The sequence below is a fragment of the Rhodanobacter sp. Root480 genome, assembly GCF_001426645.1.
GTDB lineage: Bacteria > Pseudomonadota > Gammaproteobacteria > Xanthomonadales > Rhodanobacteraceae > Rhodanobacter > Rhodanobacter ginsenosidimutans.
In genome coordinates this window covers 516,068-532,848 of sequence record NZ_LMEX01000001.1, presented here as the reverse complement: position 1 = coordinate 532,848, position 16,781 = coordinate 516,068, and the positions used below count along the sequence as shown (strand labels likewise).

Annotated in this window: 14 protein-coding genes and 8 tRNA genes; 2 read left to right on the top strand and 20 right to left on the bottom strand. The window is 62.7% G+C overall.

The features are described from left to right. Nucleotides 1-14: 14 nt before the first annotated feature. The 16 genes from ASD22_RS02610 to rlmE all read right to left on the bottom strand — a co-directional run bounded on the left by ASD22_RS02610 (nt 15) and on the right by rlmE (nt 12,850). Nucleotides 15-1,907, bottom strand: a complete 1,893-nt coding sequence (locus tag ASD22_RS02610; RefSeq protein ID WP_255357396.1) for a SurA N-terminal domain-containing protein — start codon at nt 1,905-1,907, stop codon at nt 15-17. Nucleotides 1,908-2,092: 185 nt separating this feature from the next. Beyond that, nucleotides 2,093-2,169: transfer RNA gene (locus tag ASD22_RS02605), tRNA-Asp, on the bottom strand. A 7-nt stretch (nt 2,170-2,176) separates the two neighbouring features. Further along, nucleotides 2,177-2,251, bottom strand: a tRNA-Val gene (locus ASD22_RS02600). Between the two features lie 19 nt (nt 2,252-2,270). Continuing rightward, on the bottom strand, nt 2,271-2,543 hold the full coding sequence (locus tag ASD22_RS02595; protein ID WP_007082749.1) for an HU family DNA-binding protein: 273 nt from the start codon (nt 2,541-2,543) through the stop codon (nt 2,271-2,273). A gap of 300 nt (nt 2,544-2,843) precedes the next feature. Continuing rightward, complete coding sequence (gene lon / locus ASD22_RS02590) at nt 2,844-5,327, bottom strand: endopeptidase La (protein ID WP_056078528.1); 2,484 nt, start codon at nt 5,325-5,327, stop codon at nt 2,844-2,846. Nucleotides 5,328-5,494: 167 nt separating this feature from the next. Next, complete coding sequence (gene clpX / locus ASD22_RS02585) at nt 5,495-6,787, bottom strand: ATP-dependent Clp protease ATP-binding subunit ClpX (RefSeq protein WP_007082751.1); 1,293 nt, start codon at nt 6,785-6,787, stop codon at nt 5,495-5,497. Nucleotides 6,788-6,896: 109 nt separating this feature from the next. After that, nucleotides 6,897-7,526, bottom strand: coding sequence for an ATP-dependent Clp endopeptidase proteolytic subunit ClpP (clpP, locus tag ASD22_RS02580; RefSeq protein ID WP_056078525.1), 630 nt, complete (start codon nt 7,524-7,526; stop codon nt 6,897-6,899). Between the two features lie 82 nt (nt 7,527-7,608). Beyond that, nucleotides 7,609-8,901 carry a trigger factor gene (tig, locus tag ASD22_RS02575; protein WP_056078521.1) on the bottom strand — a complete coding sequence of 431 codons (1,293 nt, stop codon included), beginning with the start codon at nt 8,899-8,901 and terminating at the stop codon, nt 7,609-7,611. 87 nt (nt 8,902-8,988) lie between these two features. After that, nucleotides 8,989-9,073, bottom strand: a tRNA-Leu gene (locus ASD22_RS02570). A gap of 278 nt (nt 9,074-9,351) precedes the next feature. Next, nucleotides 9,352-9,427: transfer RNA gene (locus ASD22_RS02565), tRNA-Lys, on the bottom strand. Between the two features lie 35 nt (nt 9,428-9,462). Continuing rightward, nucleotides 9,463-9,539 (bottom strand) — tRNA-His (locus ASD22_RS02560). Between the two features lie 15 nt (nt 9,540-9,554). Continuing rightward, nucleotides 9,555-9,631: transfer RNA gene (locus ASD22_RS02555), tRNA-Arg, on the bottom strand. A 24-nt stretch (nt 9,632-9,655) separates the two neighbouring features. Then, nucleotides 9,656-9,732: transfer RNA gene (locus ASD22_RS02550), tRNA-Pro, on the bottom strand. Between the two features lie 178 nt (nt 9,733-9,910). Continuing rightward, nucleotides 9,911-9,987: transfer RNA gene (locus tag ASD22_RS02545), tRNA-Arg, on the bottom strand. Between the two features lie 258 nt (nt 9,988-10,245). Then, nucleotides 10,246-12,204 (bottom strand): ATP-dependent zinc metalloprotease FtsH, encoded by a 1,959-nt coding sequence (gene ftsH, locus ASD22_RS02540; RefSeq protein ID WP_200946309.1) that lies wholly within the window; start codon nt 12,202-12,204, stop codon nt 10,246-10,248. Next, nucleotides 12,197-12,850, bottom strand: a complete 654-nt coding sequence (gene rlmE / locus ASD22_RS02535; protein WP_050982466.1) for a 23S rRNA (uridine(2552)-2'-O)-methyltransferase RlmE — start codon at nt 12,848-12,850, stop codon at nt 12,197-12,199. Before rlmE ends, ftsH begins: the two co-directional genes overlap by 8 nt. An 80-nt stretch (nt 12,851-12,930) precedes the next feature. Here rlmE and yhbY point away from each other — a divergent pair, with 80 nt between their 5' ends. Then, nucleotides 12,931-13,227, top strand: coding sequence for a ribosome assembly RNA-binding protein YhbY (yhbY, locus tag ASD22_RS02530; RefSeq protein ID WP_007082756.1), 297 nt, complete (start codon nt 12,931-12,933; stop codon nt 13,225-13,227). A gap of 14 nt (nt 13,228-13,241) precedes the next feature. Then, entirely contained in the window at nt 13,242-13,631 is a 390-nt protein-coding gene (locus ASD22_RS02525; protein ID WP_056078518.1) for an Mth938-like domain-containing protein, read from the top strand. 21 nt (nt 13,632-13,652) lie between these two features. Here ASD22_RS02525 and ASD22_RS02520 read toward each other — a convergent pair whose 3' ends face one another. From ASD22_RS02520 to surE, 4 genes are read right to left on the bottom strand one after another with little or no spacing between them, the layout of a single operon-like run. Beyond that, nucleotides 13,653-14,627, bottom strand: a complete 975-nt coding sequence (locus tag ASD22_RS02520; protein WP_056078514.1) for a peptidoglycan DD-metalloendopeptidase family protein — start codon at nt 14,625-14,627, stop codon at nt 13,653-13,655. A gap of 35 nt (nt 14,628-14,662) precedes the next feature. Further along, a complete protein-coding gene (locus ASD22_RS02515) occupies nt 14,663-15,268 on the bottom strand; it encodes a DedA family protein (protein WP_056078512.1) in 606 nt (201 codons plus the stop codon). Continuing rightward, complete coding sequence (locus ASD22_RS02510) at nt 15,268-15,918, bottom strand: protein-L-isoaspartate(D-aspartate) O-methyltransferase (RefSeq protein WP_056078509.1); 651 nt, start codon at nt 15,916-15,918, stop codon at nt 15,268-15,270. Before ASD22_RS02510 ends, ASD22_RS02515 begins: the two co-directional genes overlap by 1 nt. 48 nt (nt 15,919-15,966) lie before the next feature. Next, nucleotides 15,967-16,764, bottom strand: coding sequence for a 5'/3'-nucleotidase SurE (surE, locus tag ASD22_RS02505; protein ID WP_056078506.1), 798 nt, complete (start codon nt 16,762-16,764; stop codon nt 15,967-15,969). Nucleotides 16,765-16,781: the final 17 nt, after the last annotated feature.

The window sequence follows — 16,781 nt, the reverse complement described above, 5'->3', positions numbered from 1 at the left end:
GGCTGCGGATCAGATTACAGGCGTTCCTTGTTGATCTTGATCTCGGTCCGCGACCGCAAAATCTCGATCAGTTCGCTCGTCGCTTCGGCACCGTAGGCCTGCGCCATCTGCTGCCGCAGCGATTCACGCTGGTCGGCTGTCACGTCGGACAGATCGCCGGGCTGCACCTTGTCCACCGCGAGCAAAGCGTAGACGCCCTTGTCCATATCGACCGAGGCGTACTGCGGCTTGCCATCGACCGGATGCGGCAAGAGGAACGCGCGGTCACGGACCGATGGCGGCAGATCCGCCTGGACGCGCAGCGCATTCTTGACGGTGGTCACATCGAGCTTCGAGGAAGCGGCTACGTCGTCCATCGAATCGCCCTTCTGCAAGCGGGCCAGCAACGCCTGCGCCTGCGTCTTCGCTTCAGCGGCGACACGTTCATCGATGATGCGATCGTGTACGTCGTCGCGCACATCGGCCAACGCCCGCGGCGTCGCCGGCAAATGTTTGTCGACGTGGATCACCACCGAGTGGTCGCCACCCAGATCGATCAAACCCGAATTATTGCCCTGGGCCAGCACGTCATCCGAGAACGCAGCGGCGACAACCTTGGGGTTGGCTGCGATGCCTTCACCACCCGTGCGGGAAAACAGGGGCGTTTCCTTGATCGGCAGCTTCAGGGCCTCGGAAGCAGGCTCCAGCGAGGACGGGTTCTGATACGTGTTGTCGGAAAGCTTGCCCGCCACTTCGTTGTACAACCGATCCTTGTCCGCCGCCGTCGCCTCCTTCACCAGCGTGTCGCGCACTTCCTCGAAAGGCTTGGCGTCTCCGCTGCGAACATCACGCAGCCAGATGATGTGGTAACCCTCTGGCGACAACACGGGCTTGGATATCTGGCCCTTGGTCATGGCGAGCATGGCCGACTCGAACGCCGGATTGGTCACACCCCGCTCCAACCAGCCCAGGTCGCCGCCCTGGCGCTTGGAGCCAAGGTCCTGCGAGTCCTTGCGGGCCAGCTCGGCAAAATCCTCGGGAGTCGCGTGGGCGGCAATATCGTTGGCCTTGGCCAGGGCGGCCTTTTGCTGCTCAGGCGTGGCGTTGGCGGGCACGTCGATGAGGATGTGCGAAACCAGGCGTTGCTCCGGCTGCACGAAGCGCTGCTTCTCATCGGCGTAGCGCTTGCGCAGTTCCTCGTCGCTGGGCGCCGATGCCGACGCGAGATCCGCACCGTTCACTTCGATGTATTTCACCGAAACACGCTCGGGGTCCGTGTAGTCGGCCAGATGCGCCTTGTAGTAGGCATCGATCTGCTCGTCAGTCACCTTGGTGTCGGAAATCGTCGGACGCGGCAACAGGAAATAGCGGACATCGCGACGCTGCATGCGCAGCGCCAGGAAACGTTCGGCGTCGGCCGCGGGAATGATGGTGCTGGCATCGATGGCGCGTGGGAGCAACTGGACGGCCAGATCGGAGCGAACCTCGGCCTCGAACATTTCGGGCGTCTTGCGCTGGCTGGCCAGCACCGCGCTGTAGGACGTCGGGTCGAAATGACCATCGACCTGGAACGCAGGGATCGATGCGATGTAATCACGCACGGCCTGGTCGGACACCCGCAGCCCGAAATCATCGTTGGCCTTGAGCAGCAACTGCTGATCGATCATCGAATTCAGCACGCGCAGTTTCATTTCCGGCTTTTCGAAAATGCTGGTATCGAACTGGTCGCCCTGCTCCACGTTGGCGCGCTGCCGCAACTGGTTCAGCCGATCCTGCATGTCGTTCTGGCTGATCTCATGTTTGCCGACCTTTGCCACCGACATGTCGCTGCTGGACGTCAGGTAGCCTTCCATGCCGAAAAACGACATGGCGAAAACGGAAATGCCCAGAAGGATGATGGCTGGCCATCCATGCATTTTGTTACGCATTGCCTGCAGCATTGGAATCTTCCCGCAACGTGGTTGTAGGCGCATGAAGCGCGATGCGAACACCAGGCTACCCCCGCATGCGATGCCACAAGAACATCGATCACACGCCGCCTGATGATCAGCCTCGCCTTGACGAAGCCTTGTGCCAAAAAACAAGGGCGCCACACGGGCGCCCTTGTGAACTGTGGCGGAGCGGACGGGACTCGAACCCGCGACCTCCGGCGTGACAGGCCAGCATTCTAACCAGCTGAACTACCGCTCCGCATTTCTGGTGGGTGCTGTAGGGATCGAACCTACGACCACCGCCTTGTAAGGGCGACGCTCTACCGCTGAGCTAAGCACCCGGAACCAAGCGTCAGCCGCTTAGTTTAGGGCATCCTTCAGGGTCTTGCCAGCCTTGAACGCCGGCACTTTGGACGCCTGGATCTGGATCATTTCGTTGGTCCGCGGGTTGCGACCCGTACGGGCAGCACGCGCGCGCACGGTGAAAGTACCGAATCCGACGACAGAAACGTCTTCGCCGCTCTTGAGCGTCTTCTGCACGGTCTCGAAGAACGCTTCGAGCGCGCGGGTTGCATCGGCCTTGGTCAGTTCGGCCTTTTCGGCGATGGCGTTGATCAGATCGGTTTTATTCATTGAGAAGCTCCTAGTTTTCGACCGGCGCGGTTCGTTTTCGACGAAACAACGCCAGCGTGGATGATTGGCTCGCGCCAGGTGCCGTGTCGCAACCGGAATCGCCGCGGTGGGCATGAAATCTGCGGTTCCGCCTTTATACCAGTGCGTTGCCGGACTTCGCAACACAAGTCACGGCAAGCGTTTTCGCGGAAATACAGCGCACGAAATGATGCGTAAAGCAAACGGCGAACGATGCCGATTCAGCATGGCCCGCCGTCTTGTCAGGTGAACAGGAGCCGGCCATGGAGACCGGCCAACAACTCAATGCGTGCGCGAATGGACCTCGGCGCCGTCCTCCGCTGGCGCGCCTTCCTTGGACGCATGAGCTTCCTCGGAATCGACCGCCTGGCTGGGCTGCAACGGACGCTCCAGCGCGATGTCGAGCACTTCGTCAATCCAGCGCACCGGATGGATCTCCAGCGACGTGGTGATGTTGGCCGGCATGTCGACAAGATCCTTCTTGTTGTCTTCGGGAATGATCACCGTGGTGATGCCGCCACGAAGCGCCGCCAGCAATTTTTCCTTCAGCCCGCCGATCGGCAGCACGCGTCCACGCAAGGTGATTTCGCCGGTCATGGCCACCTCCGAACGCACCGGTATCTTGGTGAGGGCGGATACCAGCGCGGTGCACATCGCCACGCCGGCACTCGGGCCATCCTTGGGCGTGGCGCCCTCCGGCACGTGGATGTGCACGTCGAGCTTCTGGTGGAACTCGGGATCGATGCCGAGCTGATCAACGCGCGCGCGCACCACCGACAGCGCCGCCTGGATCGACTCTTTCATGACGTCACCGAGTTGCCCGGTATTCACCAACCGCCCCTTGCCGGGAACAATCGATGCCTCGATGCTGAGCAGCTCGCCGCCGACCTGTGTCCAGGCCAGCCCGGTGACCAGGCCGATCTCGTTCTGGATTTCCTTGCGGCCGAAATCGAAACGGCGAACGCCGAGGTAATGGTCCAGATTCGCCGACGTCACTTCGACACCGGCAACGGCCTTCTTCTGGGGCTTCGCGCTTTTTGTTTTCGCCTTCCTGGCCTTGGTTACTTCACCCAGGGTCAGCTCCTTGACAACCTTGCGGCAGATCTTGGAGATCTCACGCTCAAGGTTGCGCACACCGGACTCGCGCGTGTAGTAGCGCACGATGTCCCGCAGCGCCTCCTCGTCCACCTGCAGTTCCTCGGGCTTGAGGCCGTTCGCCTTCAACTGCTTGGCAAGCAGATACCGCTGCGCGATCCCCAGCTTTTCATCCTCGGTATAACCGGGAATGCGAATGACCTCCATGCGATCGAGCAAGGGGCCGGGGATGTTCAGCGAGTTGGCGGTGGCGATCCACATCACCTCGGACAGGTCGAAATCGACTTCCAGGTAGTGGTCGTTGAAGGCGTGGTTCTGTTCCGGGTCGAGCACTTCGAGCAACGCGGACGACGGGTCGCCACGGAAGTCCATCGACATCTTGTCGATCTCGTCCAGCATGAACAGCGGATTGCGGGTGCCGACCTTGGTCAGGTTCTGCACGATGCGGCCCGGCATGGAGCCGATGTAGGTGCGCCGATGACCACGGATCTCGGCCTCGTCACGCACGCCACCCAGGCTCATTCGCACGAATTTGCGGTTGGTGGCCTTCGCGATCGACTGGCCCAGGGAGGTCTTGCCCACACCCGGCGGACCGACCAGGCACAGAATCGGGCCCTTCATCGTGGCCACGCGCTGCTGCACCGCCAGGTATTCGAGGATGCGGTCCTTGACCTTTTCCAGCCCGAAATGATCGGCGTCCAGCACTTCCTGCGCCACGCGCAGGTCCTTGTGCACCTTGCTGCGCTTCTTCCACGGCACGCCGACCAGCCAATCGAGGTAGTTGCGCACCACCGTCGCTTCCGCCGACATCGGCGACATCTGCTTCAGCTTGCCGAACTCCTGCCGCGCCTTGGCCAGCACGGCCTTGGGCATGCCGGCATTTTCGATCTTCTTCTGCAGCTCCTCGACTTCGTTGGTGCCCTCTTCGTTGTCGCCCAGCTCCTTCTGGATGGCTTTCATCTGTTCGTTGAGGTAGTACTCGCGCTGGCTCTTTTCCATCTGGGTCTTGACCCGGCCGCGGATGCGCTTCTCCACCTGCTGCAGATCCATCTCGCTGTCGACCAGGCCGATCAGCAGCTCCAGCCGCTGCGCCACGTCGGCGGTTTCAAGCACCTTCTGCTTGTCAGCCATGCGCACGGAAAGATGCGCAGCAATGGAGTCGGCGACGCGCGACGGCTCCTCGATGCCGGACAGGCTGGCCAGCACTTCGGGCGGAAGCTTGCGGCTCTGCTTGACGAGCTGCTCGAACAACGAGATCAACGTGCGCGACACCACGTCGAGCTCGCGCTCCTTGGCGTTGTACACGGGCTCAATCGTGCGCGAACGCGCCACCAGCATGCCGTCGGCTTCCCGACAGTCTTCGATAGTGACCCGTGACTGGCCTTCGACCAGCACCTTGACCGTGCCATCAGGCAGCTTGAGCAGCTGCAGCACGCCAGCCAGCGTACCGACCGTGTGCAGGTCGGCGGCTTCCGGATCATCGATATCCGGGCTCTTTTGCGCTGCCAGCAGAATCTGACGTTCGCCTTCCATCGCGCGTTCGAGCGCGCGCATCGATTTGTCGCGGCCGACAAACAATGGAATGACCATGTGCGGATACACCACCACGTCGCGCAACGGCAGCACGGGCAGCGCATCCAGCAATTCGGTTTTACGGACGGTCTTGGCCATCGAAAAATAGTTCCTGGTGAATCGACATACTGGCCCCGACACTGCGCCGGGGCCCATGACACGTCAAGTGGAGGCATCCGGCGCGATGCACAAGGTTTCCATGCCACCGTACCCAAAAAAATGGCCCCGGTAACTCACCGGGGCCGCTTTTTTTCACGGGGTATCGATCAGGCTGCGTCGTTACCGTCGCTGGCCACGCGCTGCTGCAGATTGCCACGATAAATCAGGTAGGGCTCGGCCTGGCCGTTGATCACCGCATCATCCACCACGACCTTGCTCACGTGCTCCAGCGAGGGCAGCTCGTACATGGTTTCCAGCAACACCTGTTCGAGGATGGTGCGCAAGCCACGGGCGCCGGTCTTGCGCTTGAGCGCCTTCTTGGCGATCGCCTGCAACGCCTCGGGGCGGAACTCCAGCTCCACCTCCTCCATCTCGAACAGCTTCTTGAACTGCTTGGTGACGGCGTTCTTCGGTTCGGTGAGGATCTTCACCAAAGCCGCCTCGTCCAGCTCATCGAGCGTGGCGACCACCGGAAGGCGTCCGACGAACTCGGGAATCAGGCCGAACCGCACCAGATCCTCGGGCTCGACATCCGCAAGCACCTTGCCGAGGTTTTCAGTGCGCTCCTTGCTGCGCACCTCCGCCGAGAAGCCGATACCGGTGGTCTCCGAGCGCTGCTGGATGACTTTTTCCAGCCCGGCAAAGGCACCGCCGCAAATGAACAGGATGTTCTTGGTGTCGACCTGCAGGAATTCCTGCTGCGGATGCTTGCGCCCGCCCTGCGGCGGTACCGAGGCCAGCGTGCCCTCGATCAGCTTCAGCAAGGCCTGCTGCACACCCTCACCCGAGACGTCACGGGTGATCGACGGGTTTTCGCTCTTGCGCGAGATCTTGTCGATCTCATCGATGTAGACGATGCCCGACTGCGCCTTTTCCACGTCGTAGTCGCACTTCTGCAACAACTTCTGGATGATGTTCTCGACATCCTCGCCCACATAGCCCGCTTCGGTCAGCGTGGTGGCGTCGGCGATGGTGAACGGCACATTGAGCAGCCGCGCCAGCGTTTCAGCCAGCAGCGTCTTGCCCGAGCCGGTGGGGCCGATCAACAGGATGTTGGATTTGCCCAGCTCGATGTCGTCGCTTTTCTGGCGCGACTCGATCCGCTTGTAGTGGTTGTACACCGCCACCGCCAGCGCCTTCTTGGCGCGTGACTGGCCCACCACGTACTGGTCCAGCGATTCACGGATCTCGCGCGGCTTGGGCAGCTGGGTGCGGCCCGAAGCGGCCTTTTCCTCGAGCTCCTCGCGGATGATGTCGTTGCACAGCTCGACGCATTCGTCACAGATGAATACGGATGGACCCGCGATCAGCTTGCGCACTTCATGCTGGCTCTTGCCGCAGAACGAGCAATAGAGAATCTTGCCGCTGTCGCTGGAACGCCCCTGCCGGTCGTCACTCATACTTTCGATCCCGCTGGTCAATCTGAATGCGTCGCGAGAATACCACAGGGCTCCGCGTCTGCCTGCAGACGCGGAGCCCTACCCGTGACAGTAAGGTTGGTGCTGGGAATCAGGCCGATTTCACCGTTTCGCCGGCGCGCTTTTCCAGCACTTCGTCGATCAGGCCGTAAGCCTTGGCTTCGTTCGCGTCCATGAAGCGGTCGCGCTCCATGTCCAGCTCGATTTTCGCCAGCGGCTGACCGGTATGTTCCGCGTACAACTTGTTCAGGCGTTCGCGTACATACAGGATTTCCCGCGCCTGGATCTCGATGTCGGTCGCCTGGCCCTGCGCACCGCCGGAAGGCTGATGGATCATGACGCGGGAGTTGGGAAGCGCATAACGCTTGCCCTTGGCGCCGGCCATCAACAGGAAGGAGCCCATGCTGCAGGCCTGGCCGATGCACATCGTGCTGACGCTCGGCTTGATGAACTGCATGGTGTCGTAGATCGCCAGGCCGGCGGTGACAGCGCCGCCGGGACTGTTGATGTAGAACTGGATGTCCTTGTCGGGGTTCTCGGACTCCAGGAACAGCATCTGCGCAACCAGCAGGTTGGCCACCTGGTCGTTGACCTCGCCAACCAAGAAGATCACGCGCTCTTTCAACAGGCGTGAATAGATGTCGTAGGAGCGCTCGCCACGGGCCGTCTGCTCGACGACCATCGGTACCAAATTGAGGTTCTGGATCTGATCCATGGCCATTAGCAGCTCTCCGGGTGATGTGCCTGACAGTATGGCATCCGGCCCGATACATCAGGGCCGGACTGGAACGGTACCGGTGGAATCAGGCACCTGCCGGGCGCATTACCTCGTCGAAACTCAGATCCAGGCTGGTGGTCTTGGCGTGTTCAGCCACCCACTCGGCCACCTGGTCTTCCATCACGCGATTCTGCAGCCCGGACATCAATTGGGGGTCGCCGTTGTAGAGTTCAATGACCTTTTCCGGCTCCTCGTAGGTCGAGGCAATCGCCGCCAGTTGCTCGGCGACGCGGGTACGGTCAATCTTGAGCTCCTGCTTGCGGGCGATCTCGCTCATCAGCAAGCCTGCGATCACGCGCTTGCGCGCCATCGGCATGGCCGACTCGATCAGCTGCGGTGACGGCTGCTCGCCACGCGGCACGCTGTTGGCCGCCAGGTTCTGCGCCTCCGACCGCACCAGCATCGGCGGCACGTCGAGATTGCTGTGCGCTTCGGCGACTTTCTCCGCCACCTCGGACTTCAACCGGCCCATCAACGCGGCATTCAGTTCCCGCTCGAGGTTGGCGCGCACTTCCTTGCGGAACGTCTCCAGGTTGCCGTCGGCAATGCCGAACAGCTTGGCAAACTCACCGTCGACCTCGGGCAGGTTCTGCGCCTGCACCTTGATGATCTTGAAACTGACCTTGGCGGTCTTTCCAGCCAGCATCGGGTTGCGGAAATCAGCGGGAAACGCGACATCCGCCTCGAATTCGTCGTTGGCACTGCGGCCAAGCAAGGAGTCGTCCAGCGCCTTGAACAAAGTGCCCGAACCCAGCACGCTGCCCGCCCGCTCCAGACCATCCGCCGGGAAGCGGTAATCGTCTACCGTGGCGGCATATTCGAACATCACAAAATCGCCCTCGATCGAGGCACGGGTAACGTCCTCGAAGCTGCGGCGCTGCTGGCGCAGGGTTTCCAGCATCTTGTCGATATCGGCATCGGTGACGCTGGCCACGGTGCGCGTGATCTCCAGCGCGGCCACATCGACCACCGGGAACTCGGGCATGATTTCGAACGTGGCGGTGTACGCAATCTCGCCGTTTTCCGGCACGCCAGTGGTGTCGATCGCCGGGTTCGCGATCGGCTGCAGTTTTTCCTGCGTCACCGCCTCGCGCAACGTGCTGCCGATCAGGTCGGACAGCACCTCACCACGAACCTGGCTGCCGAAGCGCTGCTTGATCACCGCGACCGGCACCTTGCCCGGACGGAAGCCCTTCAAACGCACGGTGCGGCCCATTTCCGCGATACGTGCGCTCACCTGCGAATCGAAACGCTCCGCGGGAAACTTCACCGTGAGCTTGCGCTCGAGGGTGCCGATGTTCTCAACCGAAACCTGCATGACGTCTCCTGGTACTACCTGATGTATGGGCCTGCCACAGGCACCATGGCGGCTGTGCCACCGCAAATGAAAAAAACCAGCTTGGCATGGTGCGAAAGGGGGGACTCGAACCCCCACGGGGTTAACCGCCAGAACCTAAATCTGGTGCGTCTACCAATTCCGCCACTCTCGCCTTGCCGCAACTGGCGCAACAAAAACTTTGCCCCGGCGCACCGGTCAACGTCGACCCGGATACCGCCACCACCCCTTGTCCACCGATGGCATTCAGGCGCTGGATAACGGGCCATTTTACGGTTGCCGCACCATGCAGCACAAGCGCGCCAGACCGCTTGCAGGTCGCGCCTTCGCGCCCGACGACAGCTGCGCCCGCGTCGGTCGAATTCCCTGCCATGGGCTGGACCGCATATAAAAAAACAGGCACCTACGTCGCCGTGAGGTGCCTGTTCTGATTGGTGGGCCGTGAAGGATTCGAACCTTCGACCAATTGATTAAGAGTCAACTGCTCTACCAACTGAGCTAACGGCCCATGAACTGACGTGACGCCGGAACCGGGTTTGAAACTGGGGTGGATGATGGGATTCGAACCCACGACAACCGGAATCACAATCCGGGACTCTAACCAGCTGAGCTACATCCACCATAAATCTTGCAACTGGCGCGCCAGACAGGACTCGAACCTGCAACCGTCGGCTTAGAAGGCCGATGCTCTATCCGGTTGAGCTACAGGCGCAGTCCCTATGGCAGAACGTATCGCTGGTCGGGGCAGAGGGATTCGAACCCCCGACTTTTGCGTCCCAAACGCAACGCTCTACCAGACTGAGCTATACCCCGCTTTCGAATCCCCGGCTGATCAAACACCGAAGCCTTGAATTGTTACGGGTGACGCCTCGCCCAGTCAATCCGTGTCGAAGCACACCATGACATCTGGAGCCCCTTTCAACAATCGGCAAAAGCACTTCCGTTCGTGAAAGGCACCGAGGTGCGAGCACCTCATCCAACAGTATAAAAATGGTGCGCCCGGAGAGATTCGAACTCCCGACCACCTAGTTCGTAGCCAGGTACTCTATCCAACTGAGCTACGGGCGCACTGAAAAAATTTTCATCTCACCGCTGCCGTGTTTGGGACACCGAGGCGGTGAAGCGAGAAGCGGAATTATTCAGATTCCGTCGTCTTGCGTCAACCTTTTTCGTGAATTTTTTTATTGCGCGTCATTCGACGTCGCTGAAATGGAGGCACGTCACGGCCTAAACGTGCCGAAGTTGCACAACCACGATCGTGGCGCGTGAATACCCGAGCGGGTCAGCGGGCACGCCAGCATAAGCACGCCCGTTTGGCCGTCCATTTCAATCGTCGATACCGGCCCTGTTCTGCGTCGCGGGATCGCCCACGTTGCCCACGGGTTGGCCGGCATCCCCTCTTGGCGGAGGCGGTGGCGGCGTGCTGCCGGTCGAGTTGTTCCTGCTCCAGTCCGCGGGCGGGCCGGGAATGCGCCCAGCCATGATGTCGTCGATCTGGTGGGCATCGATGGTTTCGTACTGCAGCAACGCATCGGCCATGGCGTGCAGCTTGTCCAGGTTCGCCGTGAGCAGCTCCCTGGTCCGCGCGAACGCACGGTCGAGAATGCTGCGCACGACCTCGTCGATCTTGCTGGCGGTCTCGTTGGAGATGCTCTTATGCTGGGTCACCGAACGACCGAGGAACACCTCGTCCTCGTCCTCGCCATAGGTGATCGGCCCAAGCTCGTCCGAAAGACCCCACTTGGTCGCCATGTTGCGCGCCATCTTGGTCGCGCGCTCGATGTCGTTGGAGGCACCCGTGGTGACCTTGTCCGCGCCGAAGATCAACTCCTCCGCCACGCGGCCACCGTAGAGGGAGCACAGCTGCGATTCGATCGCCACCCGGTTGATGCTGTACTTGTCCCCTTCGGGCAGGTACATGGTGACGCCCAGCGCGCGCCCGCGCGGGATGATCGTGACCTTGTAGACCGGATCGTGCTCGGGCACCAGGCGACCCACGATGGCGTGCCCGGCCTCGTGATAGGCGGTGAGCTTCTTTTCGTCCTCGCTCATCGCCATCGAGCGCCGCTCGCTGCCCATCAGGATCTTGTCGCGCGCCTTGTCCAGATGGCTCATGCGAACCTCGCGGGCGTTCTCGCGCGCCGCAAACAGGGCCGCCTCATTGACGAGGTTGGCGAGGTCGGCGCCGGAGAAGCCCGGCGTGCCACGCGCAATGGTCATGGCGTCGACGTCATTGGCGATCGGCACCTTGCGCATGTGCACCTTGAGGATCTGCTCGCGGCCGCGCACGTCGGGCAGGCCGACCACCACCTGGCGGTCGAAGCGGCCCGGACGCAGCAGCGCCGGATCGAGCACGTCGGGGCGGTTGGTGGCGGCAATCACGATGACACCCTCGGTGCCCTCGAAACCGTCCATCTCCACCAACAATTGGTTCAGCGTCTGCTCGCGCTCGTCGTGACCGCCACCCAGGCCGGCGCCGCGATGGCGACCGACGGCGTCGATCTCGTCGATGAAGATGATGCACGGAGCGTGTTTCTTGGCCTGCTCGAACATGTCGCGCACGCGGCTGGCGCCGACGCCGACGAACATCTCGACGAAATCGGAGCCGGAGATCGCGAAGAACGGCACCTTGGCCTCGCCCGCGATGGCCTTCGCCAGCAGGGTCTTGCCGGTGCCGGGCGGGCCGACCATCAGCACGCCGCGCGGAATTTTGCCGCCCAGCTTCTGGAACCGGCCCGGATCACGCAGGAACTCGACCAGCTCGCCAACCTCCTCCTTCGCCTCGTCACAACCGGCGACGTCGCTGAAGTTGACCTTGATCTGGTCCTCGCCCTGCAATTTGGCACGCGAACGACCGAAACTCATGGCGCCGCGGCCACCACCGCCGGACTGCATCTGGCGCATGAACCAGATGAACACGCCCACGATCAGCAGCACCGGCAGCCAGCTCACCAGCAAGCCGATCAGCGAGAAACCCTCAGCCGGGTCCTGGCGCACTTCCACGCCCTTGTCCTGCATCTGCTTGACCACCTCGTTGGTGGAAAAGCCCAGCATCGGCGCAACGGTGCGGAACGGGCTGCCGTCCTTCAGCTTGCCGCTGATGGTGGCGGGTTGATCGGCGCTGATCGTGGCGCTGGCCACGTTGCCGTTGTCGACGCTCTGCACGAAGCCGCTGTACGGCATTTCGGACGAGGCCGCGCCGTGCGGGCTGAAGCTCTGGAACACGGTGAACAACACCACCGCGATGATTACCCAGAGCAACACGTTTTTCGCTGTTTCATTCATGCACGGTTCTCGCCGGTGACGCTGCGGAAGGCTTGCGACCCACCGCCAGCGCGTAGACCTCGCGCGACCGGGCGCGCGAGGCTTTAGGTTTACGCATCGTTACGCGGGTGAATTCCGCGCGCAAGTTGCGCAGGTAAACGTCAAAGCCGGCTCCCTGGAACAACTTGATCAGGAACGAGCCGCCTGGCTTGAGCCATTGCTTGCTGAAATCTAGCGCCAGCTCAGCCAGAACCATGGCACGAATCTGGTCGGCCAGCGCCACACCACTCATATTGGGGGCCAGATCGCACAGTACAAGATCCAGCTTCTGCCCTTCCAGGCGCGATTCAAGCTCGCGCAGGACGGATTCCTCGCGGAAATCGCCCTGCAGGAAATCGACGCCGGCGATGCTCTGCATGGGCAGGATATCCAGCGCCAGCACCTTGCCGGTATCGCCCAGCCGGTTGCGCACCAGTTGTGACCAGCTGCCTGGCGCGGCGCCAAGATCGACCACGTTGATGCCCGGCTTGAGCAGATGGTCGCGATCGATCAATTCCTCAAGTTTGTAGACCGCGCGCGAACGCAAGCCGGCCGCCTGGGCCTTCTTCACATATTCGTCTTTGAAATGTTCGCGCAGCCAGACGGCGCTGCTCTTGCTGCGGGCCATGTCTTGAAGGGTCGCTTGTGGGCATGAGGAGGGCGCATGATACCCTTTGCGGTTCCCCCACCGCGAATCGGCCACCCCGCATGCCCCTCTCATCCTCGCAGAGCCGCTACCTGCGCAGCCTTGCGCACGACCTCAGCCCCGTGGTCCTGCTCGGCAACAAGGGAGCCACCGAAGCGGTGGTGAAGGAGCTGAACCAGGCGCTGGATATCCACGAGCTGGTCAAGGTCAAGCTGTCAGGCGGTGACAAGGACGAGCGGCAGGCGCAGATCGATGTGCTGACCGGCGGCACGCAAGCCGAAAAGATCCACCAGATCGGCCACGTCGTGGTGCTGTTCCGCCGCAACGCCGACGAGCCCAAAATCGCCCTACCCCGTTAACGCAGGAGGATCCGATGGATCTCTCGCTGGATCGCCCCGACGATTACCTTTATGTGCGCCACGTGGACGCCGGCGCCGTCACCCTGGCCGATCGGGAACTGCAGCACAGCTTCCTGCTGGCACCGAATCAGGTTGTCGAAAACTGGCCGGTGGAGAACGCCAGCGCGCTTGCGGCCGCTCACGTCGAGACCTTGCTCGCGCTGCAGCCTGAGCTGGTGCTGCTGGGCACCGGGGCGCGACAGGTCTTCCCTGCCGCCGCCTTCATGGCCGGCTTTCTGCGCAAGGGCGTGGGTATCGAGGTGATGGACAATGCCGCGGCCGCACGCACGTACAACCTGCTGGCCGGCGAAGGGCGCCGGGTGCTCGCCGCGTTCATCATCGGTGACGCCGCCACGGCTTCCTGACCACCAGCCTGGCGCCGGCGGTCATTGCGCCGGCAGATACTTCAGCGGGTCCACCGGGTTTCCGTCCTTGCGGATCTGGAACTGCAGCTCGTTGCGGCTGGCGCCAGTGGAACCCATCTCGGCAATCTGCTGGCCCGCGCTGACGTGCTGACCTTCCTTGACCAGTCGCTTGCGATTGTGGCCGTAGGCGGACAGATAGCTGTCGCTGTGCTTGATGATCACCAGCTCGCCATAGCCCACCAGCCCATTGCCGCTGTAGACCACCACGCCGCCAGCTGCCGCGCGCACGGGTTCGCCCGAATTGCCGGCGATCTCGATGCCCGGGATCGCATCGCTGGCCTTGAACCGCTTGATCACCGACCCTGATGCCGGCCAACGCCAGGTGATGCCGCCGGCCGAATGCGATGCACCCACGGCAGCAGGCGGAGCCGCCGGAGGCAGGCTGGGCGGCGCGGCCTCACCGGCGACAGGTACGGCGGCCACCGTCGCCGATTGAACCGTGCCGGCCCCAACCGCCCCCGCACTTGGCGTCGTGGCCGGCACAGGCGTGGCGGTAGCGGGCGGAATCGTCTGAAATACGGGTGCCGATGCCACAGCCGTAGCTGGCGGCGGTGACGATGGCGTGGCCGGCGCGGTGGCCCCTGCGCCTGCCGGGGGCGACAGCTTCAATGTCTGACCCGGCCAGATGGTGAACGGCGCAGCGACACCGTTCCATTGGGCCAGGTCACGAAAGTCGACGCCGCTGCGGAACGCGATCGAATACAGCGTGTCGCCATGCGCCACGACATACGTGCCACCCGGAATGGGCGTACGGGCCGGAGGCGCAACCGTCGATGCCACGGGAGCTTTGGTCGATACGGTTGGGGCTGTCGTGGGGGCCTGGCCGGCGGCCGGCTCGAACACCACCGAACTGCGCATGGTTCCGCAACCGGCCAAGGCCAGCGTCGCGAGCGAGACGAAGAACAGGTGCGGCATTCGATTCATGGTCATCAGCATAACGAGCCGTCCACTCCTTTTCATGATGCGCCGGTTCAACGCAACAACCACCATCCCAGCAATGCGGCAAGCACGATCAGCGCCGCCCAGCCGAACCACTCGATGTACTTGTGCAGAATGCGTTCGGCGCGATCGCCGAAGAAACGGATCAGCAACGCCAGCAGCCAGACCCGCTTGCCTCGCCCCAGCGCCATGCACGCCAGGAACGGCAGGATCGGCACGCCCACGATACCCGACGCCCAGGTAATGAATTTCATCGGCACCACCGGCTGCAGCGCGGCCAGGATCAGCACGCCGAACATGCCCCAGTGATGGGTTGCCATCTGGGTGCGCAACACCTCCACGCCGTGCTCGATCGGCGCAAGGAAATGCAGCGCCTCCAGCGCGGGTTTCAGGGCGTGGAAGGCCCAGTGACCCAGCAGATAGCCCACCAGCGCACCCAGCAGCGAGAACAGCAGGCTGATGTTCGCGAAATGGAACGCCCGCTGGCGCTTGCCCAACATCATCGGCGCCAGCATCACTTCCGGCGGAATCGGGAAGATGAACGCCTCGACGAAGCTCAGGCCGGAAAGGTAATAGATCGCGCGCGGCTCGCGCGCCCACACCAGCGCGCGGGCGTAAAGCTTCTCGAACAGGCGCATCAGCCGATCCCGCCAAGCAGGGGCACGAAACTCACGGCGCCCAGCTCTTCCTGGATAAAGTCGCCCTGCCCGTCGCCACGCAGGCGAATCAGCGTTTGGCTGCTGGGCGAACCCACCGGCGCCACCAGCACTCCCGTGGGGGTCAGTTGGTCGAGGATGCGGGTGGGCACGGTATCTCCTGCGGCGGTGAGGATGATCGCGTCGAACGGCGCCTCGTCGGCCCAGCCCAGTTTGCCGTCGTCATGCTTCGAGCGCACGTTGGGCAGCCCGAGCTGACGAAAGCGCCGCCGCGCCTGGCGCAGCAACTCTTCGATCCGCTCCACCGTGAACAACTGCGGTACCAGCGCCGCCAGCACCACCGCCTGGTAGCCCGAGCCGGTGCCGATCTCCAGCACCTTGCGCGGCATGCCCTCTTTGGCGTCGAACGATTCCAGCAGCGCCTCGGTCATCCGCGCCACCACCCACGGCTGCGAAATGGTCTGGCCGTGGCCGATCGGCAACGCCGTGTTCTCGTAGGCGCGCGCATGCAGCGCCTGGTCGATGAAATGATGCCGTGGCGTGTTGCGGATCACTTCGATCACGCGCGGGTCACGGATGCCGGCATCTTTCAGACTGTTGGCCAGCCGGTCACGCGCACGCTGCGAAGTCATGCCTTCGCCCTTGAAGGCCGCGGCTGGCAGAGGATAGGGATTCACCGTTCAAACAACCTCATGTTGGGTGGCGGATCCGTCCGCCAGATCATCGGTCAGTGCCTGCATCCAGCTGCTGACTTTCTCCAGCGCCTGGAACCGGGTCAGATCCACATGGATGGGCGTGACCGAGACAAAGCCACGGCGCACCGCATCGAAATCCGTCCCCGGCCCGGCATCATCAACCTCGCCCGCCGGCCCGATCCACCAGATCGGGCGGCCGCGCGGATCAGCCCGCAATACGGACGGCGCCGAACGATGGCGGCGGCCAAGCCGGGTGACCTCGAAACCGGCGATCTGCTTCCACGGCAGGTCGGGCACGTTGACGTTGAGAATGGTGTCGGCCGGCAGCGGATCGACCAGCAAGCGCTGCATCAGCAACAGCACCGCGCGCGCTGCCGACTCGTAATGGGTACCTTGGTGATCGCTGCTGACCAGTGAGACGGCGATGGCCGGCAATCCCAGGAAACGCCCCTCCATCGCCGCCGATACCGTGCCCGAATAGATCACGTCGTCGCCGAGATTGGCCGAGTTGTTGATGCCCGAAACCACGATATCGGGCTCATCATCCAACAGCCCCGACAGCGCCAGATGGACGCAATCGGTGGGCGTGCCGGCCACGCGGTAATAGCCGTCGCCCATCGGCAATACGCGCACCGGCGCGTCGAGGGTCAACGAATTGCTGGCGCCGGAGCGGTCGCGGTCCGGCGCCACCACGGTCACGGTGCCGACCGTGCCCAGGCAATCGGCCAGCACGCGGATGCCCGGTGCATCCACGCCATCATCGTTGCTTACCAGAACTCGCATGCTGATCCGTAGGAAAC

Excerpts from the sequence above, each read along its gene's own strand:
- ASD22_RS02610 (WP_255357396.1), bottom strand. The coding sequence starts at position 1,907 with ATGCGTAACAAAATGCATGGATGGCCAGCCATCATCCTTCTGGGCATT.
- ASD22_RS02595 (WP_007082749.1), bottom strand. The coding sequence starts at position 2,543 with ATGAATAAAACCGATCTGATCAACGCCATCGCCGAAAAGGCCGAACTG.
- lon (WP_056078528.1), bottom strand. The coding sequence starts at position 5,327 with ATGGCCAAGACCGTCCGTAAAACCGAATTGCTGGATGCGCTGCCCGTG.
- clpX (WP_007082751.1), bottom strand. The coding sequence starts at position 6,787 with ATGAGTGACGACCGGCAGGGGCGTTCCAGCGACAGCGGCAAGATTCTC.
- clpP (WP_056078525.1), bottom strand. The coding sequence starts at position 7,526 with ATGGCCATGGATCAGATCCAGAACCTCAATTTGGTACCGATGGTCGTC.
- tig (WP_056078521.1), bottom strand. The coding sequence starts at position 8,901 with ATGCAGGTTTCGGTTGAGAACATCGGCACCCTCGAGCGCAAGCTCACG.
- ftsH (WP_200946309.1), bottom strand. The coding sequence starts at position 12,204 with ATGAATGAAACAGCGAAAAACGTGTTGCTCTGGGTAATCATCGCGGTG.
- rlmE (WP_050982466.1), bottom strand. The coding sequence starts at position 12,850 with ATGGCCCGCAGCAAGAGCAGCGCCGTCTGGCTGCGCGAACATTTCAAA.
- yhbY (WP_007082756.1), top strand. The coding sequence starts at position 12,931 with ATGCCCCTCTCATCCTCGCAGAGCCGCTACCTGCGCAGCCTTGCGCAC.
- ASD22_RS02525 (WP_056078518.1), top strand. The coding sequence starts at position 13,242 with ATGGATCTCTCGCTGGATCGCCCCGACGATTACCTTTATGTGCGCCAC.
- ASD22_RS02520 (WP_056078514.1), bottom strand. The coding sequence starts at position 14,627 with ATGCTGATGACCATGAATCGAATGCCGCACCTGTTCTTCGTCTCGCTC.
- ASD22_RS02515 (WP_056078512.1), bottom strand. The coding sequence starts at position 15,268 with ATGCGCCTGTTCGAGAAGCTTTACGCCCGCGCGCTGGTGTGGGCGCGC.
- ASD22_RS02510 (WP_056078509.1), bottom strand. The coding sequence starts at position 15,918 with ATGACTTCGCAGCGTGCGCGTGACCGGCTGGCCAACAGTCTGAAAGAT.
- surE (WP_056078506.1), bottom strand. The coding sequence starts at position 16,764 with ATGCGAGTTCTGGTAAGCAACGATGATGGCGTGGATGCACCGGGCATC.